Annotated in this window: 20 protein-coding genes; 4 read left to right on the top strand and 16 right to left on the bottom strand. The window is 64.3% G+C overall.

Translation table 11 applies throughout. The features are described 5' to 3' along the window. Window positions 1-78: 78 nt before the first annotated feature. From lnt to EN824_RS27285, 15 genes are all read right to left on the bottom strand, one after another. The gene (lnt, locus tag EN824_RS27355) at window positions 79-1,671 is read right to left on the bottom strand and encodes an apolipoprotein N-acyltransferase (protein ID WP_127279028.1); all 1,593 of its coding nucleotides are present in this window, start codon (window positions 1,669-1,671) and stop codon (window positions 79-81) included. A gap of 89 nt (window positions 1,672-1,760) precedes the next feature. Next, a complete protein-coding gene (locus tag EN824_RS27350) occupies window positions 1,761-2,231 on the bottom strand; it encodes a VOC family protein (protein ID WP_127279027.1) in 471 nt (156 codons plus the stop codon). A 14-nt stretch (window positions 2,232-2,245) separates the two neighbouring features. Further along, window positions 2,246-3,322, bottom strand: coding sequence for a hemolysin family protein (locus EN824_RS27345; RefSeq protein WP_127870740.1), 1,077 nt, complete (start codon window positions 3,320-3,322; stop codon window positions 2,246-2,248). 28 nt (window positions 3,323-3,350) lie between these two features. Beyond that, complete coding sequence (gene ybeY, locus EN824_RS27340) at window positions 3,351-3,857, bottom strand: rRNA maturation RNase YbeY (protein ID WP_127870739.1); 507 nt, start codon at window positions 3,855-3,857, stop codon at window positions 3,351-3,353. Between the two features lie 17 nt (window positions 3,858-3,874). Then, window positions 3,875-4,867: a PhoH family protein gene (locus tag EN824_RS27335; protein WP_224536181.1), complete on the bottom strand. Its 993-nt coding sequence runs from the start codon at window positions 4,865-4,867 to the stop codon at window positions 3,875-3,877. A gap of 83 nt (window positions 4,868-4,950) precedes the next feature. Then, entirely contained in the window at window positions 4,951-6,360 is a 1,410-nt protein-coding gene (miaB, locus tag EN824_RS27330) for a tRNA (N6-isopentenyl adenosine(37)-C2)-methylthiotransferase MiaB (RefSeq protein WP_127870738.1), read from the bottom strand. A gap of 75 nt (window positions 6,361-6,435) precedes the next feature. Beyond that, a complete protein-coding gene (locus tag EN824_RS27325; protein WP_135932904.1) occupies window positions 6,436-7,236 on the bottom strand; it encodes a 1-acyl-sn-glycerol-3-phosphate acyltransferase in 801 nt (266 codons plus the stop codon). Window positions 7,237-7,262: 26 nt separating this feature from the next. Continuing rightward, complete coding sequence (gene rimI / locus EN824_RS27320; RefSeq protein WP_127280630.1) at window positions 7,263-7,757, bottom strand: ribosomal protein S18-alanine N-acetyltransferase; 495 nt, start codon at window positions 7,755-7,757, stop codon at window positions 7,263-7,265. An 82-nt stretch (window positions 7,758-7,839) separates the two neighbouring features. After that, window positions 7,840-8,517, bottom strand: coding sequence for a tRNA (adenosine(37)-N6)-threonylcarbamoyltransferase complex dimerization subunit type 1 TsaB (gene tsaB, locus EN824_RS27315; protein WP_135932903.1), 678 nt, complete (start codon window positions 8,515-8,517; stop codon window positions 7,840-7,842). Window positions 8,518-8,625: 108 nt separating this feature from the next. Next, window positions 8,626-9,732, bottom strand: a complete 1,107-nt coding sequence (locus EN824_RS27310) for a DUF1513 domain-containing protein (protein WP_135921063.1) — start codon at window positions 9,730-9,732, stop codon at window positions 8,626-8,628. Between the two features lie 2 nt (window positions 9,733-9,734). Next, entirely contained in the window at window positions 9,735-10,814 is a 1,080-nt protein-coding gene (locus tag EN824_RS27305; protein WP_135932902.1) for an imelysin family protein, read from the bottom strand. After that, entirely contained in the window at window positions 10,814-12,415 is a 1,602-nt protein-coding gene (locus tag EN824_RS27300) for a di-heme oxidoredictase family protein (RefSeq protein ID WP_135932901.1), read from the bottom strand. The genes EN824_RS27305 and EN824_RS27300 overlap by 1 nt, the downstream gene beginning before the upstream one ends. 12 nt (window positions 12,416-12,427) lie before the next feature. After that, window positions 12,428-12,913 (bottom strand): bacterioferritin, encoded by a 486-nt coding sequence (gene bfr, locus EN824_RS27295; protein ID WP_127870732.1) that lies wholly within the window; start codon window positions 12,911-12,913, stop codon window positions 12,428-12,430. Continuing rightward, window positions 12,879-13,190 carry a (2Fe-2S)-binding protein gene (locus tag EN824_RS27290; protein WP_127279217.1) on the bottom strand — a complete coding sequence of 104 codons (312 nt, stop codon included), beginning with the start codon at window positions 13,188-13,190 and terminating at the stop codon, window positions 12,879-12,881. Before EN824_RS27290 ends, bfr begins: the two co-directional genes overlap by 35 nt. Before the next feature lie 56 nt (window positions 13,191-13,246). Continuing rightward, a complete protein-coding gene (locus EN824_RS27285; protein WP_135932900.1) occupies window positions 13,247-14,536 on the bottom strand; it encodes an imelysin family protein in 1,290 nt (429 codons plus the stop codon). Between the two features lie 430 nt (window positions 14,537-14,966). Here EN824_RS27285 and EN824_RS27280 point away from each other — a divergent pair, with 430 nt between their 5' ends. Continuing rightward, window positions 14,967-16,229: an FAD-dependent oxidoreductase gene (locus tag EN824_RS27280; protein WP_135932899.1), complete on the top strand. Its 1,263-nt coding sequence runs from the start codon at window positions 14,967-14,969 to the stop codon at window positions 16,227-16,229. 255 nt (window positions 16,230-16,484) lie between these two features. Here the strand turns inward: EN824_RS27280 and EN824_RS27270 are convergent, their stop codons facing one another. Continuing rightward, window positions 16,485-17,762 carry a 4-aminobutyrate--2-oxoglutarate transaminase gene (locus EN824_RS27270; protein WP_135862116.1) on the bottom strand — a complete coding sequence of 426 codons (1,278 nt, stop codon included), beginning with the start codon at window positions 17,760-17,762 and terminating at the stop codon, window positions 16,485-16,487. 244 nt (window positions 17,763-18,006) lie between these two features. Between EN824_RS27270 and EN824_RS27265 the strand changes: the two genes are divergently transcribed. Genes EN824_RS27265 through EN824_RS27255 form a run of 3 tightly spaced genes read left to right on the top strand, consistent with a single transcriptional unit; the run spans window position 18,007 to window position 23,305 of the window. Continuing rightward, window positions 18,007-19,143: an efflux RND transporter periplasmic adaptor subunit gene (locus EN824_RS27265; protein ID WP_135862118.1), complete on the top strand. Its 1,137-nt coding sequence runs from the start codon at window positions 18,007-18,009 to the stop codon at window positions 19,141-19,143. Continuing rightward, window positions 19,140-20,210 carry an efflux RND transporter periplasmic adaptor subunit gene (locus tag EN824_RS27260; protein ID WP_135862120.1) on the top strand — a complete coding sequence of 357 codons (1,071 nt, stop codon included), beginning with the start codon at window positions 19,140-19,142 and terminating at the stop codon, window positions 20,208-20,210. Before EN824_RS27265 ends, EN824_RS27260 begins: the two co-directional genes overlap by 4 nt. After that, a complete protein-coding gene (locus EN824_RS27255; protein ID WP_127278750.1) occupies window positions 20,207-23,305 on the top strand; it encodes an efflux RND transporter permease subunit in 3,099 nt (1,032 codons plus the stop codon). The genes EN824_RS27260 and EN824_RS27255 overlap by 4 nt, the downstream gene beginning before the upstream one ends. Window positions 23,306-23,309 lie beyond the last annotated feature (4 nt).

The raw sequence follows: 23,309 nt of genomic DNA, 5'->3' as shown, positions 1-23,309 counted from the left end.
CGACTGCCCCAACAGAACGATCCACCGGCTTCGAGAAATTTTCAGGCGGTACAGTATGAGTTTCTAATGTGCCAACTGTCAATTCACCCGTAGCCTTTGCCTTACGTTCAACAGCACCCCTCCCAGCGCAAACAGCAACATGATCAGCGTTCCGTTAATGCGCCGCTGACGGGACGAAATCACCGTCTGTTCGGAAACAGGAACCTTCACATCGATGGCCCCGCGCGCGTCGATGGCCAGCGCATCGACGACGCGGCCACGGGGGTCGACAACGGCCGAGATGCCGTTGTTGGCAGCACGCAACAGGGGCAATCCGTTCTCCACCGCGCGAATCTGGGCCTGCCTGAAATGCTGATACGGTCCCGGCGTGTCGCCGAACCATGCATCATTGGTAACGTTCACAATAAGCTGCGCTGACGTTGCGTCAACTGCCACCAGATCGGGAAAGATCACCTCATAACAGATAAATGGCAGGGCACGAATGCCACCCGGCAGCGTGATGGGATGACGCTCGTTGCCAGCCGTGAACGTCATCGGCCCAGCGACGAGCTGTTCGATGCCGAAACGGCCGAGCAGGTCGGCAAAAGGCAGGTACTCGCCGAACGGCACCAGATGAACCTTGTCCACGGCATCGGCGATCTCGCCCTTGTCGTTGATCGCCACGACGGAGTTGTAGTAGCGGCTGTCGGGGCTTGCCGCCGAGCCGCCCTCTTCGCGCACGACGCCAGCGATCAGCATCTGGCCGTCGCCCAGCATGTCGCCCAGCGCCGTCAAGGCATCGGGGCGCTCGGTGAAAAGGAACGGCACCGAGGTTTCCGGCCAGAGAATCAGTTGCGGTCTTTCGTGACCTGGATCCGGCGCCTTGGAAGACAGGCCCAGCAAGGTGGCGAAGATGCGGTCACGCACCGAGGCATCCCACTTTTCCGACAGGTCGACGGCCGGCTGGACGATACGGACATCGAGACTGCGCGCCGCCGGCTTTTCGGGGGCCGCGATCCTGACATAGCCAAAGCCGGCATGGGCGGCGACGAGCAGGACAAACAGGGCGGCGCCCAGCCGAAGATGCCGGCGCGCCGCCAGCAGCGCCGGCAGTGCGAAAAGGAAAACCGCGAGCGCGTTCATGCCGATCATGCCGGTCACCGAGACGCTTTGCATCAAAAGGGGGACCGGCATCGCCGCGTAGCCGATGGCATTCCAGGGAAATCCGGTGAACAGGAAGCCGCGCAGCCACTCCGCCAGCGCAAAACCGAAGGCAAGGGCAGCGATACGGCCGATATCGCTGCTCCACAGGAGGCGGGCGACCATCGTTGCGAAGCCATAGAAAAATGCGAGCGCGAAAGGAATGCCGACCACGGCGAAGGGAAGCGCCCAGGCAAAATCGTCGGCCTCGACCAGCAGCGCCGAGCCGATCCACCAAAGGCCGGCGAGGAAATAACCGAAGCCAAACCACCAGCCGACGGCGAAAGCCGGCCGCAGGCGCCGGACCAGGCTGCCGGAGGCTTCGCCGGTCGCGCCGTCGAGCAGCCAGACCAGCACCGGAAACGAAATGAAACAGGCGGCGAAGAAATCGTAAGGCGCCTGGCCCAGCACCGCCAGCGCTCCGGCGAGAAAGGCCACGAGCGCGCGGCGCCAGCCCCAGAGCAGAATTATCCGGCCGGCAAGGCGCACCATGAATACTTCCGAGTCGCGCGAATCAGGAGCCAAGATTTATCAGGCCGCGGCCTGCACTCCAAACGCCGGCCGCATGACCGACCATGGCTCTACCGGTGCCAACCCTCGATGCGCAAGCCACCCAGGCGCTCGGCCTCCTCACGGGAAACAGAACGGATTGGCTGCGTGAACGTCCAGACATGGCCTTCGGGATCGCGCGCCCGATACTGGCGTTCGCCGTAGAACTGGTCCGCCGGTTCCTGGATTATGGCGGCACCGGCCGCGCGGGCCTGCTCGCAATGCGCATCGAGGCCGTCTTTCAGCCTGATATAGACCGACTGCGTGTTCTTGCCACCGACCGATGCGGGGCTCGCGACATGATCGGCCCATTCAGAATCGACGATGATACAACCATCCCCGAACCGCATCTCGGCATGGATCAGTTTCCCGCCGGTATCGCGGACCACCATGCTGGGCTCGAAGCCGAAGGCCGCTTCGAGCCAATCCAGCGCCGCACGCGGGTCGCGGTAGAACACGCCAGAACCGAGGACCGGATGCTTGAACGGATCCTCGATTGTCATTGCGCGGCAGCTTTTCAGGCCTGTTCGGTGCGCGCCGTGGCGCGCCGGCGGCGCTCGCCCTTCTGGCTCTGCACGATGCGCACGCGCTTGACGCGGCGCGGATCGGCATCGAGCACATGGAACTCGAAGCCAGGGATGGCCTGCACCACCTCGCCACGCGCCGGCACGCGGCCGAGCGTGTTGAAGATCATGCCGCCAATGGTGTCGACATATTCGCCATGTTCCCCCGCGGCGAAATCCTCGCCGATCATCTTGGCGACCTCGTCGATCTCGGCCTTGCCGTCGACGATGAACACGCCGTCGCCGGTCTGGGTGATCATCGGCTCATCGTCGTCGTGCTCGTCCTCGATGTCGCCGACCACCATCTCGACGATGTCCTCGAGCGAGACGAGGCCGTCCGTGCCACCATATTCATCGATGACCAGGGCCATTTGCGTGCGCGTCGTCTGCATGCGGCCCATCAAGTCGGAAGCAAGCATCGACGGCGGCACGAACAGGACCTGGCGGATCAGATTGAGCTCGCCGATGGTGCGCGCGAGGTCGACCTGGGCAAGATCAAGAACCGTGGCGACGGGCGTTTTGCGGCTCGTGCGGCCCTTCCTGACGCGCGCCAGCTTGGTGATATGGGCCAGCACGTCTCGGATATGGACCATGCCGCGCGGGTCGTCGAGCGTCTCGGAATAGACCGGCATGCGGGAATGGCCGGATTGTTCGAACATGCCAAGCAAGTCACCAAGCGTCGTGGCGATCTCGACCGCCTCGATATCGGCGCGCGGAACCATGACGTCCTCGACGCGCACTTCGCGCAGGCGCAGGATGTTGTTGAGCATGGCGCGCTCGCCAGGCGAGAAGGATTCGACATCGCTCGTCGTCTCGGCGAGCGCGCCGGCGATCTCCTCGCGCAGGCTGGTGCCGTTGCGTTGCCGGAACAGGCCCAGCACGCGGTTGAACAGGGAGGGACCGGCAGGCGACGGCTCGACGACAGCGCTGCCAGCAATGGTACTCGGACTTGATCCCTCTTCCGACGTATCGGAAGCCTTGGTCGCACTGCCGGCGTCGGGGCGGGCGGCAGTCTCTGGTTTGTCGTTCATCGTCGTCCGGTCAATTGGTCTTTTTTAGTTACGCGTAGGGATCGGGAATGGCAAGCCTTGCAAGCGCGGCGCGCTCGATGGCTTCCATCTCCTCGGCCTCGGCGTCGGTCTCGTGATCATGGCCCATGAGGTGCAGCAGGCCATGGATGACGAGATGGCAGATATGGTTCTCCAGCGGCTTGTCTTCCAGTGCCGCTTCGCGCGCCACGGTTTCGGCGGCAAGCACGATGTCGCCGAGCATCGGCGGCAGTGGGCCACCATTCACATGCGGAAAAGCCGGGAAAGACAAGACGTTGGTGGGCTTGTCCTTGCCGCGCCAGTCCGCATTCAAGGTACGGATATGGGCATCGTCGGAAAAAACAATGCTGAGTTCGGAATGACCCGTCACACCGGTCTCGGCAAAGGCGGCATCAACCGCGCGATCGACCAGCCGCGTCAGGCTTGCTTCATCGGGCCAGCCGCCCGCTTCAATCGATATATCGATCTCGACGGGAACCGGAAGGCTCCCGCCGCCGGATGTGTTGTCCTCAGGCATGAGGCTGCATCGTCACATCAATTCTCGGCGCCAAGGCCGCGCGCCAGCTTGGCGTCCCGGTCATAGGCCCTGACGATTTCAGCCACCAGCGGATGGCGAACGACGTCGACATCGTTGAAGCGCACGGTTACCGCGCCTGCAACACCGTCAAGGACACGCAAAGCCTCGACCAGGCCCGATTTGGTGCTCGGAGGAAGATCGATCTGGGTCGGATCGCCGGTGACGATCATGCGCGAATTCTCGCCGAGACGGGTGAGAAACATCTTCATCTGCATCGGCGTGGTGTTCTGCGCCTCGTCGAGGATCACCGCGGCATGCGCCAGCGTGCGGCCGCGCATGAAGGCTAGCGGCGCGATCTCGATCACTTCGGCCGCAATGGCGCGCTCGACCTTGTCGGCCGGCATCATGTCGTAGAGCGCGTCGTAGAGGGGGCGCAGATACGGATCGACCTTCTCCTTCATATCGCCCGGCAGGAAGCCCAGCCGTTCGCCGGCTTCGACTGCCGGCCGCGACAGGATGATGCGCTCGACCATGCCACGCTCGAGCAGCATCGCCGCATGCGCCACCGCCAGGTAGGTCTTGCCGGTGCCGGCCGGACCGATGCCGAACACCAGCTCCGAACGCTCCAGCGCCCGCATATAGGCGTCCTGGTTGAGCGAACGGGCATAGATCGTCTTCTTGCGGGTGGCGATCTGGGCGGCGGAAACCTTGCCCTTGCGCTCCAGTGTCGGCAGTGTGAGCTGGTCGTCGGCGGCGATAGCCATGCGAACGGCACCGTCGACATCGGACTGGCCGATATCGACGCCTTTCTGCAGGATGCCGTAGAGATTGTCCAAGGCACGGCGCGCCTGTTCGGCGGCGGACGCCGATCCTTTGATGGTCAGCTGGTTGCCGCGCGAACGGATATCGACGCCGAGCTTCTGCTCGAGCCGGGCGAGGTTTTCGTCGAACTGGCCGTAAAGGGCGCTGGCAAGCTTGTTGTTGTCGAAAGTCAGAACGATGTGCGCCATGTCAGAAGCCCCGGATGCCGGTACCGGGGGCAGATTCTTCAGCTCCGCTGCGCTCAACCGTCTCTCCTCATCTGCCGAGACCATCAGGCCAATTCGGCGAACAGGCTGTTGTAGCCCGTCTTCGTGATTCGCACCTTGATAATGTCACCGATTTCGCCGGCCTTTTCATCAACAATAACCGGCTGCAGCCAAGGCGAGCGGCCGACCTTCTGGCCGGCCTGACGGCCGGGCTTCTCGATCAGCGTATCGATGGTGCTGCCGACCAGGCTCGAGCCGAAATCCTGCTGTTGTTTCAGCAGCAATGCCTGCAGGCGCTGCAAGCGCTCGTCCTTGACCGTTTCCGGCACGTGGTCAGGCATGTCGGCCCCCGGCGTGCCGGGACGCGGCGAATATTTGAACGAGAAGGCCGAGGCGTAGCCCACCTGGCGCACCAGTTCCATGGTCGCCTCGAAATCGGCCTCCGTCTCGCCGGGGAAACCGACGATGAAGTCGCCCGACAGCGCGATATCGGGGCGCGCGGCGCGGATGCGGTCGAGCAGCGCCAGATAATCCTTGGCAGTATGCCTGCGGTTCATCGCCTTCAGAATGCGGTTTGAGCCCGATTGCACCGGCAGATGCAGATAGGGCATCAGCGACGGCAGGTCGCGGTGCGCCGCGATCAATTCGTTGTCCATGTCGCGCGGATGGCTGGTGGTGTAGCGCAACCGCGCCAGGCCGGGGATTTCGGCCAGCCGGAACAGCAGGCGGCCGAGACCCCATTCCGCGCCATTATCGCCCGCGCCATGCCAGGCGTTGACGTTCTGGCCGAGCAGCGTCACCTCGCGCACCCCGGCCTCGGCCAGGCGCTCGGCCTCGGCAACGATCTGCGCCACCGGCCGTGACACTTCCGAGCCTCTCGTATAGGGCACGACGCAGAAGGTGCAGAACTTGTCGCAGCCTTCCTGGACGGTGAGGAAGGCGGTGACGCCGCGCTTGATCAACTCGGCGCGCTTGGGCTGCGGCAGATGTTCGAACTTGTCCTCGATGGCGTATTCGGTCTCGACGATCTTCTCGCCGCCGCGCACCCGCGCCAGCACATCGGGCAGACGGTGATAAGTCTGCGGACCGATGACCAGGTCGACGGCCGGCGACCGGCGGATGATCTCGGCGCCCTCGGCCTGTGCCACGCAGCCGGCGACGCCGATCAGCATCTCGAGGCCGGCACCGGCGCGCTCGGCCTTCATGTCGCGGATGCGGCCGAGTTCGGAATAGACCTTTTCGGCGGCTTTCTCCCTGATGTGGCAGGTGTTGAGCAACACCAGATCGGCTTCGCCGATGGCATCGGTCGCGGTATAGCCGTCGGCGGCCAGCGCGTCGGTCATGCGCTGAGAATCATAGACGTTCATCTGGCAGCCATAGGTCTTGATGAAGACCTTCTTTGCTGCCGTGGCGCGCACCGCCGGCTGTCCGGCCGCAGTGCCGATGTCGTCGCTTTCAATCGTGTTCAAGTCCATCCGGCGGCTTCTAACGCCTTTCCGTGACAAAAAACAGACGATTCTCGGCATGCGCAGGCTGGCGCCTGCCGGCGGCTAACGGCTCGGGAGCGGATCGGCGAGCGCCGCCTGCATCATCTCGCGCACCCGGCCTTCCATCAATTTGGCCGTTTCCTTGCGGTTGGAGCCCTTGGCAAAGGCGATCGGTTCGCCGAAATGCACCTCGACGTCGAGCGCGCCCTCGGCCATCAGCACCTTGAGATGCGGCATCAGGTCCTCGTCGCCGATCCAGGCCGCGATCGGGCGGTGGCGGCGGCCAAGCGGCACGCCGTGCAGGCGCGTGTAGACGATCGCCACCGGCTGGATGAACACTTCCTGCGCGGCACCTTCCGAGATCGCCATCGAGGCCGCGCCGAACAGCGTGCTCTTGAAAGGCAGGACGATATTGCCGTCACCGGTCGACCCCTCCGCGAACAGCACCATGGCGTCGCCCTTGGCCATGCGGCTGGCGATCTCGCTGGCCTGATCGCCCGAGGAGCGCTTGCGCTCACGCTCGATGAAGACGGTGCGCTGCAGCTTCGACAGCATGCCGATCAGCGGCCAGCCTTCCATGTCGGCCCGGGCGATGAATTTCACATCGGCAAAAGAGCCCAGCACCATGATGTCGGTCCAGGAGATGTGGTTGGAGGCAACCAGCAAGGGCCGCTTGTCGGAGAGCGTACCCTTGACGTGGATACGCATGCCGAGCGCCCGGATGATCAGCCTGTGCCAGATCTTGAGGACGACGGTTTCCGGCCACCAGCCGGTTTTCATCGACAGTATCTGCAGCGGCACGAAAACCAGCGACCCGGCGACGACGAGGCCCAGCGCCAGGAAAATCCTGATTTTTCCGATCATCTGTCCTGGCCCTACCCGATCCCTCGCTAGCGAAGATCGCGGCGCATGACAAGCGCGCCTGTCGGCCGGCGATCGGGCGACTTGTAGTAATCCGGGCGCTTGCCGACTTCCCGAAAACCCAGCCGACGATAGAGGGCGATCGCGGCGGCATTGGTCTCGTCGACCTCGAGGAACAGGGCCTCGGCGCGTTGCGAATGCAGTTCGCGCAGCACGGCGTCCATCAACTGCCAGCCCAATCCCTGGCGGCGATGCGACCGCGCCACCGCGACGGTCAGGATTTCGCCTTCGCCAGCGGCCAGCCGGGCGAGGACGAAGCCAACAGGCGGCTTGGCGCCCTGCCCGGTTTCGCGGGCGGCATAACCGAACACGGTGTCCTGTTCGAGCAAGGCGGCGAACTCACCGTCGGTCCATGGGCGGACAAAATCCTCGCGGTGCAGCACCGATATAGCGGGGCTGTCGGTGATCCTGAGCGGCTCGAGCGCGTAGTCCCGGCGACGCGATTGGAGAAAAGGTATGCGCATTAACTCTCGTTTTCTCGTCTGACCATGATCTCTGGACAAACGGGGCCGTTTGTCCGCGAAAACCGGCTTCCACTTTTCGGGATCATGGTCTTTGCCTCGAAAGTATAAACCCGGCCTGTGGCTTGGCATCGGCACCGCGCAGATAAAGCGGTTTGGGCCTTTCGCCCTGCCCCTTCGCGGCAGCAAGCCGGGCGTAGGTGAGAATGTCGGCGGTGGCCGTCCGAGGCCCGATGTCGAAGGGTCGGCCGGCCGCTTCAGCGATCAGCGTCGCGGCCGTGCCGGCAAGCACCGCGGAACGTTCCGATGCCATGGCCGCCGCATTCGCAAGCGTGGCCACGGCCGGACCGTAAGTCAAAACTGACATTTCATCGTAGAGAGCGGCATGGATTTCCTCCCGTCCGGCATCGAGCGCCGCCACCACGGCACGGCCTCGAAATGCGGTTGCCGCCTCGGCGGCCAGCGCCTCGAGCGTCGTTACCCCGATTGCCGGCACCTTGAGCGCCAGCGCCAGGCCGCGCGCGGTCGACACGCCGACACGCAGGCCGGTGAAGGAACCGGGGCCGACCGAGACGGCGATGGCGCCAAGGCCGGCGTAGTCGGTCGCGCCGGCCCTCAACGCCCCTGCAATGACGGCCATCAGGTGCTCGGCATGGCCTTTGCCCAGATCAAGCACCGAACGGCCGAGTTCCTGCCCGCCCGCCGCGTCGTAGACGCAGGCGGCGCAGAGGCTGGCGGCACAGTCGATGGCGAGTACCTTCATGAAACGACCGGTTCCTAGAAACAATTCCCTGTGCCCGCCACAGCGCGCAACCGCAAGGGTATAGTGCACAATTTGTTAAGCGGCTTCGGTTTGGGCTGGCAGAAGAGCTTATGCCGCCTGCTCTATGCGCAGCATGTGATTGTCCCAGACATAGTCCGGTTCCGACCGCGTGGCACCACTGTCCTCGATGATCTCGCCGGCGCCCGTTGTGGCCATGAACCCGGCCCCGTCAGGGGCCACGCCGCAGACCTCGACCAGCGTATTGGAGGAGACGACCCCGCCGCTGCCCGCATCGATGACGACCAGCGAATTGCCCTCCGGCGAGGATACGGCAACGGTACCGGCAACAGGATTGGCGGCGACCGAGCCGATATAGTTGCGGAAGCCGGATAGCAAAGTCTGCGGCATGTCGAGCAAAGCCAGATCCTTGCCACGCGCGGCGCGGCCGACCAGCAACGGACGATCGGTGCCCGGCCCCCGGTACTGGCAACCGAACCAGACGGTGCCGGACCGGTCTGCATCCATGTGGCGGATCGACAGCTGGTGCAGTGCGGCCGGCAATTCATGTTTTTCGATGAGATCCCCGGTGACGCGGTCGACCAGCACATAGGACGGTTTCATGGTGGCGATGTTGAGCTCGGCGCGGCCAAAGTCAGGATGGGTCTCGATGCCGCCATTGGCGACCGCGATCGTCCTGCCGTCGCCTAACAGCAGAAGTTCGTGCGGACCCATGCCGTAGGTGGGGAATTCGCCGATGCGATTGAATTTCGCCCGCGCGTCATAGACGCCGACCACGCCGGCCGCGTTGTCGAAATCGTTCTCGGTGGCGTAGAGCAACGCGCCGTCGGGCGAGAACACGCCATGGCCGAAGAAATGCCGGCCGGCGATGCTGGCGATGGTCAGCGGAGCGTCGCGCCCGGAGTGATCGAACACGACGGCGAAGGTGCCGGGCTGGCGGGCGAAAACCACCGAACGCCTCGATACGGGATCGAAGGTGACGTCGTGGCCGCGATCGGGCAGGTCGATCGCATGCAGCACCTTGCCGGCCTCGGACAGGACGGCGGCGCCAAAACTGCCATCGCGCTTGACGAAGGCGGTGGCAAAGACGGCATCCGCAGCAAGCGTGGTTGCCCAGGCTGAGGGCGTCACCGCGGCGGCAAAGCCGATGCCGGCGGCCCTGAGGAAATCGCGGCGATCGATGAGCAATCTCTTCATGCTCAGTCCCCATCCAGCGACGAGAAGCCGGCTGTCAGGCCGAATTCGGCGGTCAGCCTGGTGCCGATCAGGGTCGACAGGCTGGAGGTGATCAGGACGAGATGCTCGAGTTTTTCGCGCAGCGCCGGATCGGCGAGCGCCCTGTCGATCGGGCCTTGGACGGCCTTGGCAGCCGCAACGCCGTTGACCAGCTGGATGTGGATCGATTCCGCCATCCAACGCGCATCCGGCGGCAGCGCGTCGCCAAGCTTCGACACCTGGAAAAGCGCATCGATGCCGGCCAGATTTCCAGCCAGCGCATTGGCGGTGTTTTGCGAACGCCAGTAGATCGCCTGTTTTGGCTTGTCGGCGTCGGGCGTAGCGCCCAGAAAGCCTTTGAGGCGGACATCCCGGACCATTTCCAGCTCGTTGATGAAGACGCCGACCAGTTCGGTGACCGCTTCGTTGCCATCGCGATAGAGCGCATTCCGTGGCCCCGGATTGGCCCAGAGTGCCGCGAAGCCGTCCGGTTTGCTCCAGGCCGCGCTGACATCGGCGGCGATGGTTTCGATGTTGCCGGCAACGGACGCGCCATAAGCGCAGCGATAGGGTTCGTCCTTGCCCGTCAAGGCATCGGCGCCGTCGCCGTAAAGCACGAATTCCAGCGCGCCGAGCCCCTGCATGGCAACGCTCTTGTCGGCAAGCTGCGCAGGATCGGTGGCGGTGGGATCCTTGCCCGACAGCGCCGCCTGCACCTGTTTCAGACCGATGCTCTTGCGGTCCGGCCAGAACAGCATGCGCTCCGCCCTGTTGTTCTCCTTGATCGGCCCGAAACCGATGATCTCGGCCGATGACCAGGCATAGACGGTAGCCGAGAACGCCGCGCGCGCCGCATCAAGCTCCCCTTGCGAGGGCGCCTCGCAGAGCTTGTGCATCGCCTTGGCGAGGGCTTCCGTTTGCTGGTGCAGATCGGCATAGGCCGGGCGGACAAAACCGTCGATCGCGCGCTGGACGACGTCCGAGGCTTTGACCGCGGCCGATGCGGGCAATGCGGCCAGTAGAACCAGCGGAAGAACGAAAACCAGCGCGAAACGCTTCAGCATCACAGTGACTCCAGGAATTTGACCAGCGCATCGCGCTCGGTGGCGTTTGCGGCGGCAAAGCGGTCGCGCGCCTTTTGCGCCTCGCCACCATGCCACAGGATAGCCTCGACCAAAGACCGCGCACGGCCGTCGTGCAGATAGAAGGAATTGCCGTTGACCGTTTCGGTGAGGCCGATCCCCCATAGCGGCGGGGTGCGCCACTCACTGCCTGTCGCCTCGCCCACGGCCTGGCCGTCGGCAAGGTCCGGCCCCATGTCGTGCAGCAGGAAATCGGAATAAGGCCAGATCAGCTGGAACGCCTGCGCCCTGTCGGGCGCATCGCGGCGGGTGACGAATTTCGGCGTGTGGCAGGCAACGCAGCCGATTTCGTAAAAGACCTTCTTGCCGGCGAGCACATCGGGCGAGGCAAGATCGCGCCGCGCCGGCACCGCCAGGTTCCGCGAATAGAAGGTGGCGAGATCCATCACCGGCGCCGGCGCCTCGGCCGGGCCGAGGCGCGCCTGCACGCCGTTGGGCATGGCGAGGCATTTCTCCTGCGCGGCGGTGCAATCCCCCCAGTGTTTCGGCTCCTCGGGTGTCGAGATGCCGATGTCGCCGGCAAAGGCGTCCGCGGCCTGCCGGCGGATCGACGCGGCCTGCGCCTTCCAGCCGAAGCGGCCAAGCGTCAGTTCACCGTCCAGGCCATCCCGCACGATGTTCGGCTTGCCGGAGATACCATCGCCGTCCCTGTCGTCCGGATCGGTATGGGCCAGAATGTCCGCCGGCGCGATCTGTTCGATCAGGCCAAGGCCGATCATGGGCGGCGTCAGGCGCGGCGACAGCGTGGTGCGCGGATCGAGTGGCCCATAACCAAGATTGTCGACCGCGTAGGTGGGTTTGCGCAGGGAAATGACGGTGCCGTCCGTCAGCTCCACCTTACGTTCCTGATAGTCGACACGCATGCTGCCCTCGCCCTTGAGGCCAGGGACGGCCAGTTCCTGCAACTGCGTGCCATAGACCGGGTCCGGGAGATTGAGCAGCCTGTGGTCGGCAAGCGCCGCCTTCTCTTCCGCGCTGCTTGCGTCGCGCGCCAGCCGCAGGAACATCGAGGTGGTGCCGGCATCGCCTTGTGGCGGCCGGCCACGGCCATCCTTCAGATGGCAGTTCTGGCAGGCCCGTTCGTTGAACAGGGGCCCGAGTCCGTCCGAGGCCTGCGTCGAGGATGGCGACGAGACCCAATTCTTGCGGAAAAGCGCGTTGCCGAGCTTGAAGGTGCCTTCTTCCTCGAAGGTGAGGTTGACTGACGATTGCGAGAAGGAATCACGGCTGACGTCCTTCAGCGAGGTGCCGGCGCCACCTTGCATCAGTTCGAAGGGCTCGGGTTTGGAGAAATCCGTGGTCGGCCTGCTGACGGCGGTGACGCGCGCCTGATCCTTGGCATTGAGGTCGGTGCGCGAAGTGGCGAGGCCGGCGGGTTGAAGGTCGCCGGCGATGGCGGAGGATGTCAGCGCCAGCATGAAAATGATGCCGCGCCGACCAGCCGATATGGCTGGTGTTTTCCGGAGGGGCAGCGGGGCTTTTGCCCGCCGCAAGCGGCGCGGGAAGTCTAAGAGGCGCCGCATTCCCGCATATCCTTAGTCCGCCTCGTCCGCCGATGCGGCGTTGAGCTGGCCGTATTTTTCCTCGCCGATCGAGGCCAGCAGGTCGAGCTGCGTCTCGAGGAAGTCGATATGGCTTTCCTCATCGGTCAGCAGTTCCTCGAACAGTTTCATCGTCACGTAGTCGCCCGCTTCCTCGCAGATTTCGCGCGAGCGCTTGTAAGCAGTGCGCGCGTCATACTCACCGGCAAGGTCGGATTCGAGTACTTCCTTGACGTTCTGGCCGATGCGCAGCGGCGCCAGGGACTGCAGGTTGGGGTGGCCTTCAAGGAAGATGATGCGGGCGACCAGCTTGTCGGCGTGGTGCATCTCCTCGATCGATTCCGCCCGCTCCTTCTTGGCCAGCTTGGCGTATCCCCAATCCTCGAGCAGACGGAAATGCACCCAATACTGGTTGACGGCGCCGAGCTCCAGAAAAAGAGCCTCGTTAAGCCGCTCGATGATCTGTGGTTCGCCTTTCATGGGCTCTGCTCCCGTATTGGACGCGCAGGCCCCTGACGCGATCCAGATGTGAAACGATGTCCACGCCGCTCGCCTGCGAGCGGGCGTGGTAGTTCTCGGTGACCCGAATGATCGTTTCGACCACATTTGGGAAGCAGCCGCAACAGCGGCCACGTTTGTGCATGGCGTGATAGACCTTTGCCGGCACGATGAGCTGCCAGGGATCCTGATCCAGCAGGCCGATGATCGTCTGCTCGATCTCCTTCTCGGTGATGATGTTGCAATGGCAGATCAGCATTTCGTCGCTCTGGCTGACGGCGCCCGTGCGGCGCCGTTTGGCTGCGGATGGCAGGCTTACTTGAACACCTTGTCGGGTGCGTCGAGGCTGTCGGAGCCTTCGAAGGCGATGGCATTGAGCTTCAGCACGCCAACGGCGCGTTCGATCGACTTGGTCTGGTCGATCAATGCGTCGATTGCCGCCTGAACGGTGGCATTGCCCGCGGTATTGCCCTCGGCGATCTGCTGGTCGTAGGCCTCGCCGGCCTCGGCTCGCGCCTTGATCGCTTCCATCTTGGCGACGGTGACATCGAGCTTGTCGGACAGCTCCTTGTCGATTGCCGGATCGGCCGCTTTCACCATGTCGTGCACCGAGGAACCCGAAACGACGGTGCCGTCCAGGCGCGTGTAGCTGGCGAGATAGGCGGCGCGGATGCCGACGGCATCATAGAGATGAGAGTTGTAGGTGTTGTCGGAGAAGCAGTCATGCTCCTCTTCCGGATCGTGCAGCAACAGGCCAAGCTTCATGCGTTCGCCTGCCAGCTCGCCGTAGGAGAGCGAGCCCATGCCGGTGAAGATCACCGAGATGGCGGTGTTCGGCTCGCCATCGACAAGGTTCTTGCGCGCCGCGCCGTCTTCCTTCCAGTCGTTGACCATCTTCTGGAGGTCCGAGACCAGAAGGCCAGTCGCCGACTTCAGGTACTCTGCGCGACGGTCGCAATTGCCTCCGGTGCAGTTCTTCAGGTCGTAATCCGTATAGGGACGCTGGCCGGCGCCCGGACCGGTGCCGTGCAGGTCCTGGCCCCAGAGCAGGAATTCGATGGCGTGATAGCCGGTGGCGACGTTGGCCTCGACGCCGCCGGCCTGCTGCAGCGTGCCGGAGAGGAATTCCGGCGAAAGCTTCGAGGCATCGACCTGCTTGCCGTTGATCTCGATCTCCTTGTTGGCGATCACATTGGCCGTATAGAGCGAATTCGCGTCCGACTCGGTGCCGTAGCTCTTGGCGACATAGTCGATCAGGCCTTCGTCCAGCGGCCAGGAATTCACCTCACCTTCCCAGTCATCGACGATCTTGTTGCCGAAGCGGTAGACCTCGGTCTGCTGGTAGGGCACGCGCGATGCCTTCCAGGCGTCGCGGGCGGCATTGAGCGTTTCCGCCGACGGGTTGGCAAGCAGCGCGTCGACCGCCTTGTCGAGCGCCTGCGCCGTGGTCAGCGAATCCTCATATTTGGCAAGCCCGATGTCGGCATAGGTCTTGATGACCGCCTTGGCATCGGTTTCCGCCTTGGCAGGCAGCACGAACACCGCTGCCGTCAGCAGCGCCGTGGCGCCGATCGCCGCCAGCCTGCCGCCATATCGTGCTGTCATTATCGCTCTCCAGTTCCTCGGAAATTTTCTAAGCGGCGCACGCGCCAACCCGCGCCAGGCCACATTCATGCCGTTGGGCGCAAGACATGCCGCGCGATCGCGCGGCTCAGGGAAAAAAGACACCAAAATGCCTCCAATCGAACGGGTTCAAGGCCCAGACATCAAAGGGATGCGCCAATGCGCGGCTTCCTTAAAGCTTCGAGTGCGATGGAAGTCAATGAAAATTACTGGAAAAGCCAATTGAAACAATAGTTTAGAATTATTCTAAACTACGATGGTCAACTTTACGCGCCCGCTGCATCGGCTTTGCGGCCGAACTGTACGATTGACAGTCGCCGTCCCGGGTGCGACCCGCAAACCCTCCCTTGCGGCGGCGTCAGACAATTGCCACTTGGCGAGACGTCCTAGGATCGATCGGGATCGGAATGCGATGAAGAACGGCGTGGTAATTGTCGGTGCGGGTCATGCGGGCGTGCAGGCGGCCGCCAGTCTGCGCGAGGATGGCTATGATGGGCCGGTGATCCTGGTCGGCGACGAGAACGAACTGCCCTACCACAAGCCGCCGCTCTCGAAGACCTTCATCAAGGATGCCGAAGCCAAGCCTCAACCGCTTCGGGGCGAGGCCTTCTACACCGGCAGCGCCATCGACTACCGGCCTGGGATCCGGATCGAGCGCATCGATGCCGGCCGCCACGGTCTCGACATTGCCGGCGGCGGCGCGCTTGCCTTCGACAATCTGATCCTGGCGACCGGATCGCGCCCGCGCGCCCTGCCGCTGCCAGGCTCCGATCTGTCGGGCGTGGTGTCGCTGCGCTCGCTGGCCGACGCGCGGCTGATCCGGGAGCTGAGCGCTGAGAGCGAAGATATCGTCATCCTCGGCGGCGGCTTTATCGGGCTGGAAATCGCCGCGACGCTGCGGGCGGCCGGTCGCACCGTGACGGTTGTCGAAGCAGTCGACCGGCTGCTCGGCCGCGCCGTGGCGCCGGTGGTGGCGAGCCATGTCCGGCAAAGGCTGGAAGCGACCGGCGTGCGCATCCTGACCGGAACCTCGATCTCAAGGCTCGAAGGCGAAGACGGCAAGGTCACGGCCGCGATCACCTCGTCTGGCGAAAGGCTGCCGGCGCGCATGGTCGTGGTCGGCATCGGCGCCGTGCCGAATGTCGAACTGGCGCAAGCCGCGGGCCTTGCTGTCGGCAACGGCATTCGCGTCGATCATCAGATGCGCAGTTCGGCGCCGGAGATTCTGGCCATCGGCGACGCCGCCTCGTACCGGCACTGGTTCACCGGCGGCGATGTCAGGCTGGAATCGGTGCAGAACGCGACCGACCAGGCGCGGCTTGCCGCCCGGACAATTACCGGTCACACCGACGCCTACTCGGCGGTGCCATGGTTCTGGTCCGATATTGGCGACATGAAGCTGCAAATGGTTGGCCTGACCGCCGGCGGCGACAGCCATGTCGTGCTCGGCGACCTGCGCGACAACAAATTCTCGATCTACCACTATGCCGGTGACCGGCTGCTCGGCATCGAATCCGTCAACCGCCCCGGCGACCACATGCTTGGCCGCAAGATGCTCAGTGCCGGTTTTTCGCCAACGCCGCAGATGGTGGCCGCAGGCCCGGACGGGCTGAAGGCGGCACTGGCGACATTCCAGAACATGGAGCCAGCCCGTGACGAGCGAATATTTCGGTGAGTTGATCCGCCGCGATCAAGACCGTCAACGGCTTCTGCATCTGCTCCTTGAGGGCGCGTCATCCGAACCGGGTCCCTCGGTTGATGATGGCTATTTCGAAGCACTGCGAAAACGAGCGCAGGTCAAATAGGCACAATCTGCTGGCCGAGACGAGGCGGTATTGGCGACAGGAGTCAATTCAGACGTCCGCGCCGCCCCTCATCCGCCTGCCGGCACCTTCTCCCCGTGTTGTGACAGGGAGAAGGTAAGCGCCGTTCAGGCGGCGCAGACCTCGCGGATCGAGCTTTCCAGAATGTCGAGCGCTTCGTTCATGACCTCGTCCTGGACGGTGATCGGCGCCAGGAAGCGGATGACGTTGCCGTAGACGCCGCAGGTCAGCAGGATCAGGCCCTTGTCGAGCGCTTTCAGGCGGATCGCGTTGGCGATCTCGGCCGACGGCAGGCCCTTCTTGACGTCGTTGAACTCCACCGCGTTCATGAAGCCCAAACCCCTGATGTCGACAATCTCGGGCACGTCGTCACGGATCGACTGCAGACGCTGCTTCAACCGCGCACCCAGCGTGTTGGCGCGATCGCAGAGCTTTTCGTCCTCGATCACATCGAGCACGGCGTGCGCGGCGGCGACGCCGATCGGGCTGCCGCCATAGGTGCCGCCCAGTCCACCAGGGCTGGGCGCGTCCATGATCTCGGCGCGGCCAGTGACGGCCGACAGCGGGAAGCCGCCAGCCAGGCTCTTGGCCATGGTGGTGATGTCGGCGGCTACCTCGTGATGGTCCATGGCGAACATCTTGCCGGTGCGGGCAAAGCCGGTCTGCACTTCGTCGGCGATCAACAGCATGCCGTGCTGGTCGCAGAGCTTGCGCAGCGCCGTCAGCAGTTCACGCGGCGCGTCGTAGAAGCCGCCCTCGCCCTGAACCGGCTCGATGATGATCGCGGCGACGCGGGCCGGATCGACATCCGCCTTGAACAGCTTGTCGAGCGCGGCAAGCGAATCGGCGACCGAGACACCATGCAGTTGCACGGGGAACGGCACGTGGTAGACGTCGCCCGGCATGGCTCCGAAGCCAACCTTGTAGGGCACGACCTTGCCGGTCAGCGCCATGCCCATGAAGGTGCGGCCATGGAAGCCGCCGCCGAAGGCGATGACGGCCTGGCGGCCGGTGGCGTTGCGAGCGATCTTGATGGCGTTCTCCACCGCCTCGGCGCCGGTGGTGACGAAGATGGTCTTCTTCTCGAACTTGCCGGGCAGCATGGCGTTCAGCCGTTCGGCCAGCCGCACATAGCTCTCATAAGGCACGACCTGGTGGCAGGTGTGGGTGAAGCGGTCGAGCTGCGCCTTGACCGCCTCGATTACCCTGGGATGGCGGTGGCCGGTGTTGACGACGGCGATGCCCGAGGAGAAGTCGATATAGCGGCGGCCCTCGACATCCCAGATCTCCGAGTTCTCGGCCCGGTCGGCGTAGATCTGCGTGGTCATGCCGACGCCGCGCGAGATCGACTGGTTCTTGCGTTCGGAAATGGCGGAGTTCTTCATGATATCCCTCACCGGGCCATCCCTCATCGGGATGGGGCCCGTTCTGTTTTGATGCCGTTGAATTCCCTTCTGGCCTTATTTCAGATTTTCCTCAAGCCGACACCATCACAGCGTCGATTGGGCCTGACTTAACCAGTCCGGCGAGAGGCGTACGAGACCGGTTTCCTTTTTTCCGGGATCGATTATCCTCCTAATCTCCGCGAGGGGATCGCGATCAGCGACCGGCGCGCGGCCGAGGGGAGCCATGAGCAGCAACGTGACATCGTCCGTCTCGCCGCCATCCGCTAAAACTCTCAACCTTTTGTCTTGTCCAGCCGCTTCGATTCTCGCCTGCACGGCCCTGGCGCTGCTCGCCGGTTGCCAGAAGCAGGAGGCGGCGGAAAAGAAGCTGCCGGTCATGGTGCGCACCGAAACGGTGGCGATGGCCGATTATGCGCCGAGAACCTCGCTGACCGGGGTGATCGCGGCGCGTACGTTGAACAATCTTTCGTTCCGGGTTGGCGGACGCGTCGCGGAGCGGCTTGTCGATGTCGGCCAGCATATCGATCAGGGGACGGTGCTTGCGCGTATCGATCCGCAGGAGCAGGAGTCCGATTTGCGCTCCGCGCAGGCCGATCTCGATGCCGCGCAGGCACAATTGACACAGGCCGCGGCCACGTTCGAGCGGCAAAAGACGCTGCTTGCCCAGGGCTTCACCACCAGGCGCGATTATGACGCGGCCGACCAGGCGCTGAAAGTCGCGCAAGGCAGCGTCGATGCCGCGCGGAGCGCATTTGCCAATGCCCAGCAGAATCTGTCCTTCACCGAACTCAAGGCCGGTGCGGGAGGCGTGATTACCGCACGCCAGGTCGAAACCGGCCAGGTGGTGCAGGCGGCGCAGACCGTCTTCACCGTCGCCGAGGACGGCGACCGCGACGCGGTGTTCAACGTGCAGGAGACGCTGGTCGCCAAAACGCCGGCTTCACCGGCGGTAACGATCACGCTGTTGTCCGACCCGCAGGTCCGCGCGAGGGGCAAGGTGCGCGAAATCTCGCCGGCAGTCGACCCGGCTTCGGGCTCGATCAGGGTCAAGGTCTTCATTCCCGACACGCCGGCCGGTATGCCGCTGGGCGCGGCCGTCATCGGCTCGGTCGGCGCCAAGCCGGCGAAGGCGATCCTGTTGCCCTGGCAGGCCTTGACATCGAGCGCTGGTAAGCCGGCGGTCTGGATCGTCGATCCCGCGACCAAGGCGGTGACGACGGCGCCGGTCGAGGTGCTGGCGTTCGATTCGGGTACCGTCGTCATCGCCGAGGGCCTGAACGAAGGCCAGAGCGTCGTTACATCAGGCGGGCAATTGCTCAGCCCCGGCCAGACGGTCGAGATATCGGGAGCAGGGCAATGAAGCGGCTGCTACCCGTCCTGCTTGGCCTTGCCGCGCTTTCCGCCTGTTCGAAATCGGACGAAAAACCGCCGCAAATCGTCCGACCGGTGCTGTCGGTCGTGGTCGAGCCGCGCACCACGCAGACTTTCGGTTTCGCCGGCTCGGTCGAGCCACAGGTCAGCGCCGATCTTGCCTTCCGCCTGCTCGGCCGCGTCGTCTCGCGCGACGTCAAGGTCGGCGACACCGTCAGCAAGGGCACGACGATCGCCGCACTCGACCCAACCGCGCTGGAGCTGGCAGTCCAGGCTGCCAAGGCCGAACTCTCCAATGCCGAGGCGCAATTCGCCAATGCCGCCGCCAGCGAGGAACGCCAGCGCCAGTTGCTGACCTCTGCCAATACGCCGCAGTCGGTCTTCGACGCAGCGCAGCAGGCACGCAAGGCCGCGGAAGCCCGTGTCGAGCGGGCCAAGGCTTCGCTGGCGAAATCGCAGGAGCAGCTCGGTTATGCCAGGCTGTTTTCTGATTTCGACGGCGTCGTCACCGCCGTCGGCGCCGAAGTTGGCCAGACGGTTTCGCCCGGGCAGACCATCGTCACCGTGGCGCGTTCGGACCTGCGCGAGGCAGTGGTCGACATCCCCGACCAGTTGACCGGCGATCTGCCGGCCGGCACGCCGTTCCAGGTCATCCTGCAGTCGCTGCCGACGATCCAGACCGAGGCCAAATTGCGCGAGATCGCCCCCCAATCCGAGGGCTCGACCCGCACACGGCGCGTCAAGCTGACGCTTACCGATCCGCCGCAAGCCTTCAGGCTCGGCTCGACGGTGACGGCGACCCGCATGACCAAGGTTGTGCCGACGATCGAGCTGCCCATTTCGGCGCTGCTCGAAAAGGACGGTTCCGAAAAAGTGTGGATCATCGATCCAAAGACGTCGAGCGTGAGCGCGCACGATATCAAGGTCGCGTCGAAGAATGGCGGCACCTTTACCGTGGCGGAAGGACTGGACGCCGGCATGCGCGTCGTCACCGCCGGCGTTCACAGCCTCGTCGACGGCCAGAAAGTGAAAGTGCCCGAGGGAGGGGCCTCATGAAGGGCTTTAACCTCTCCGAATGGGCGCTCAACCACCGCTCGCTGGTCTGGTATTTCATGCTGGTCTTCGTGGTGGCCGGCATCTTCTCCTATCTCAATCTCGGCCGCGAGGAAGATCCCAACTTCACCATCAAGACCATGATCATCCAGGCCAACTGGCCGGGCGCCTCGGTGAAGGAGACGGTGCAGCAGGTGACCGATCGCATCGAGAAAAAGCTCGAGGAACTCGACAGCCTCGACTACACCAAGTCGGTGACGACAGCCGGCCAGACTGTCATCTTCGTCAACCTGAAGGACACCACCAAGGCGCGCGACGTCGCGCCGAACTGGCTTCAGGTGCGCAACATGGTCAACGACATCAAGGCGCAGTTTCCGCAAGGCGTGCAGGGACCGTTCTTCAACGACCGCTTCGGCGACGTCTACGGCAACATCTATGCCTTCACCGCCGACGGGCTGACGCCACGCCAATTGCGCGACTATGTGGAGGATGTGCGAACCAAGATCCTGACCGTGCCCAATGCCGGCAAGGTCGATCTGGTCGGTGCGCAGGACGAGGCGATCTATCTCGAATTCTCGACCCGCCAGATCGCCGCGCTTGGCCTCAACCAGCAGCAAATCGTGGCCAGCCTGCAAGCGCAGAACGCGATCACGCCGTCCGGCGTCATCCAGTCCGGGCCGGAGCGCATCAGCGTGCGCGTCGGCGGCCAGTTCGCCTCCGAGGAGAGCCTGCGCGCCATCAATCTGCGCGTCAACGACCGGTTCTTCCGGCTGAGCGACGTGGCGACGATCACGCGCGGTTATGCCGACCCGCCGACAGCCCTGTTCCGCTTCAACGGCCAGGATGCGATCGGGCTTGCCATCGGCATGAAGCCCAACGCCAATCTGCTCAAGTTCGGCGAAGCGCTGCATGAGGAGATGGACAAGGTGCTGGCCGACCTGCCGGTCGGCGTCGGCGTGCATCTGGTCGCCGACCAGCCTGTCATCGTCGAGGAGGCGGTCTCGGGCTTCACGCGCGCGCTGTTCGAGGCGGTGGCGATCGTGCTTGCCGTCTCTTTCATCAGCCTCGGCATGCGGGCCGGCTTCGTCGTCGCGCTGTCGATCCCGCTGGTGCTGGCCATCACCTTCACCGTCATGGAGTATCTCGGCATATCGCTGCAGCGCATTTCACTCGGCGCGCTGATCATCGCGCTCGGGCTGCTGGTCGACGATGCGATGATCGCGGTCGAAATGATGGTGGCGCGGCTGGAGGTTGGCGACACCCTGCGCAGGGCGGCGACCTATGTCTACACCTCGACCGCCTTCCCGATGCTGACCGGCACGCTGGTGACGGTCGCCGGCTTCATCCCGATCGGCCTCAACTCGAGCGCGGCAGGCGAGTACACCTTCACGCTGTTCGTCGTCATCGCGGTGTCGCTCTTGGTGTCATGGATCGTGGCGGTGCTGTTCGCGCCGCTGCTTGGCGTCACCATCCTGCCGGCGACGATGAAGGAGAAGCATCACGACCAACCAGGGCGGTTCACGTCGCTGTTCCGGCGCGTGCTTGTCGGCTCGGTGCGCCATCACTGGCTGACGATCGTCGTGACCGTGCTCCTGTTCGGTGGCTCGATCGCCGGCTTCGGGCTCGTCCAGCAACAGTTCTTCCCGCCTTCCGACCGGCCGGAGCTGATCGTCGACTGGAACCTGCCGCAGAACTCGTCGATCACCGAGACGCGCGACCAGATGGAGCGCTTCGAACAGCGGGCGCTGGTCGGCAATCCCGACATCGACCACTTCTCCTCCTATATCGGCCAGGGCGCGGTGCGCTTCGTGCTGGCCTATGACGTGCAGCCCGCCAATCCCTATTTCGGCCAGACCGTGATCGTCACCAAGAGCATCGAGGCGCGCAACCGGGTGAAGCCGGCGCTGGAGAAGCTGCTGCGCGCGGAGTTCGTCGGCACCGACGCCTTCGTCAAGCCGCTCGAGCTTGGGCCACCGGTCGGGCGCCCGGTGCAATATCGCGTCGGCGGCCCTGACATCCAGACGGTGCGGGAACTGGCGCAGCAATTCGCCGGCATCATCTCGGCCAATCCGAAACTTGCCGCACCCACCTTCGACTGGAACGAACCACAGCGCGTGCTGAGGGTCGACGTGCTGCAGGACAAGGCGCGCCAGCTTGGCATCACCTCCTCCGATATCGCCAGCACGCTGAACAGCACGGTGGGCGGATCGACGATCACCCAGGTGCGTGACGCGACCTACCTGATCAATGTCGTGGCCCGTTCGCGCGGGGCCGAGCGCGGCTCGATCGAGACGCTGCAGAACATCCAGCTGCCGACGGGCAATGGCGAGGCTATCCCGCTCGCGGCGGTTGCCAATTTCCGCTACGATCTGGAGCAGCCGACGGTGTGGCGGCGTGACCGCATCCCGACCATCACCGTGCGCGCCGGCCTGGTTGGCGACGTGCTGCCGGCGACCGTCGTCAACGAGCTGAAACCGTCGGTCGACGCCTTCATCACCAAGCTGCCGCCCGGCTATTCGGTCGAGACCGCCGGCTCCGTCGAGGAAAGCGCCAAGAGCCAGGGGCCGATCGCCGCCGTCGTGCCGCTGATGCTGTTCGTGATGGCGACCATCCTGATGGTGCAGTTGCAGAGCTTCCAGCGCCTGTTCCTGGTCGTGGCGGTCGCGCCGCTCGGACTGATCGGTGTGGTGGCGGCGCTGGTGCCGAGTGGCGCGCCGCTCGGCTTCGTCGCCATCCTCGGGGTGCTGGCGCTGATCGGCATCCTGATCCGCAACTCGGTCATCCTGATCGTGCAGATCGAGGATCTTGTCGCTGAAGGCAAGGATCGCTGGGCCGCCGTCATCGAGGCGACGGAGCATCGCATGCGGCCGATCGCGCTGACCGCCGCCGCCGCCAGCCTGGCGCTGATCCCGATCGCGCGCGAAGTGTTCTGGGGGCCGATGGCCTATGCCATGATGGGCGGCATCATCGCTGGTACGGCGATCACGCTGCTGTTCCTGCCGGCGCTTTATGTGACGTGGTTCAGGATCAAGGAGCCGAAGCAAGGGGACGACCCATCCGTTCCGGAGAACGGCGAACTGGCGCAAGGTTCGACTTAAGATC

It is taken from the genome of Mesorhizobium sp. M8A.F.Ca.ET.181.01.1.1 (assembly GCF_004792025.1).
Taxonomy (GTDB): Bacteria; Pseudomonadota; Alphaproteobacteria; order Rhizobiales; family Rhizobiaceae; genus Mesorhizobium.
This window is presented reverse-complemented; position numbering and strand designations above follow the sequence as displayed.

What these genes read in the sequence shown, in the direction of transcription:
- lnt (WP_127279028.1), bottom strand. Translation starts at nt 1,671, where the DNA reads ATGGTGCGCCTTGCCGGCCGGATAATTCTGCTCTGGGGCTGGCGCCGC.
- EN824_RS27350 (WP_127279027.1), bottom strand. Translation starts at nt 2,231, where the DNA reads ATGACAATCGAGGATCCGTTCAAGCATCCGGTCCTCGGTTCTGGCGTG.
- EN824_RS27345 (WP_127870740.1), bottom strand. Translation starts at nt 3,322, where the DNA reads ATGAACGACAAACCAGAGACTGCCGCCCGCCCCGACGCCGGCAGTGCG.
- ybeY (WP_127870739.1), bottom strand. Translation starts at nt 3,857, where the DNA reads ATGCCTGAGGACAACACATCCGGCGGCGGGAGCCTTCCGGTTCCCGTC.
- EN824_RS27335 (WP_224536181.1), bottom strand. Translation starts at nt 4,867, where the DNA reads ATGGCGCACATCGTTCTGACTTTCGACAACAACAAGCTTGCCAGCGCC.
- miaB (WP_127870738.1), bottom strand. Translation starts at nt 6,360, where the DNA reads ATGGACTTGAACACGATTGAAAGCGACGACATCGGCACTGCGGCCGGA.
- EN824_RS27325 (WP_135932904.1), bottom strand. Translation starts at nt 7,236, where the DNA reads ATGATCGGAAAAATCAGGATTTTCCTGGCGCTGGGCCTCGTCGTCGCC.
- rimI (WP_127280630.1), bottom strand. Translation starts at nt 7,757, where the DNA reads ATGCGCATACCTTTTCTCCAATCGCGTCGCCGGGACTACGCGCTCGAG.
- tsaB (WP_135932903.1), bottom strand. Translation starts at nt 8,517, where the DNA reads ATGAAGGTACTCGCCATCGACTGTGCCGCCAGCCTCTGCGCCGCCTGC.
- EN824_RS27310 (WP_135921063.1), bottom strand. Translation starts at nt 9,732, where the DNA reads ATGAAGAGATTGCTCATCGATCGCCGCGATTTCCTCAGGGCCGCCGGC.
- EN824_RS27305 (WP_135932902.1), bottom strand. Translation starts at nt 10,814, where the DNA reads ATGCTGAAGCGTTTCGCGCTGGTTTTCGTTCTTCCGCTGGTTCTACTG.
- EN824_RS27300 (WP_135932901.1), bottom strand. Translation starts at nt 12,415, where the DNA reads ATGCGGCGCCTCTTAGACTTCCCGCGCCGCTTGCGGCGGGCAAAAGCC.
- bfr (WP_127870732.1), bottom strand. Translation starts at nt 12,913, where the DNA reads ATGAAAGGCGAACCACAGATCATCGAGCGGCTTAACGAGGCTCTTTTT.
- EN824_RS27290 (WP_127279217.1), bottom strand. Translation starts at nt 13,190, where the DNA reads ATGCTGATCTGCCATTGCAACATCATCACCGAGAAGGAGATCGAGCAG.
- EN824_RS27285 (WP_135932900.1), bottom strand. Translation starts at nt 14,536, where the DNA reads ATGACAGCACGATATGGCGGCAGGCTGGCGGCGATCGGCGCCACGGCG.
- EN824_RS27280 (WP_135932899.1), top strand. Translation starts at nt 14,967, where the DNA reads ATGAAGAACGGCGTGGTAATTGTCGGTGCGGGTCATGCGGGCGTGCAG.
- EN824_RS27270 (WP_135862116.1), bottom strand. Translation starts at nt 17,762, where the DNA reads ATGAAGAACTCCGCCATTTCCGAACGCAAGAACCAGTCGATCTCGCGC.
- EN824_RS27265 (WP_135862118.1), top strand. Translation starts at nt 18,007, where the DNA reads ATGAGCAGCAACGTGACATCGTCCGTCTCGCCGCCATCCGCTAAAACT.
- EN824_RS27260 (WP_135862120.1), top strand. Translation starts at nt 19,140, where the DNA reads ATGAAGCGGCTGCTACCCGTCCTGCTTGGCCTTGCCGCGCTTTCCGCC.
- EN824_RS27255 (WP_127278750.1), top strand. Translation starts at nt 20,207, where the DNA reads ATGAAGGGCTTTAACCTCTCCGAATGGGCGCTCAACCACCGCTCGCTG.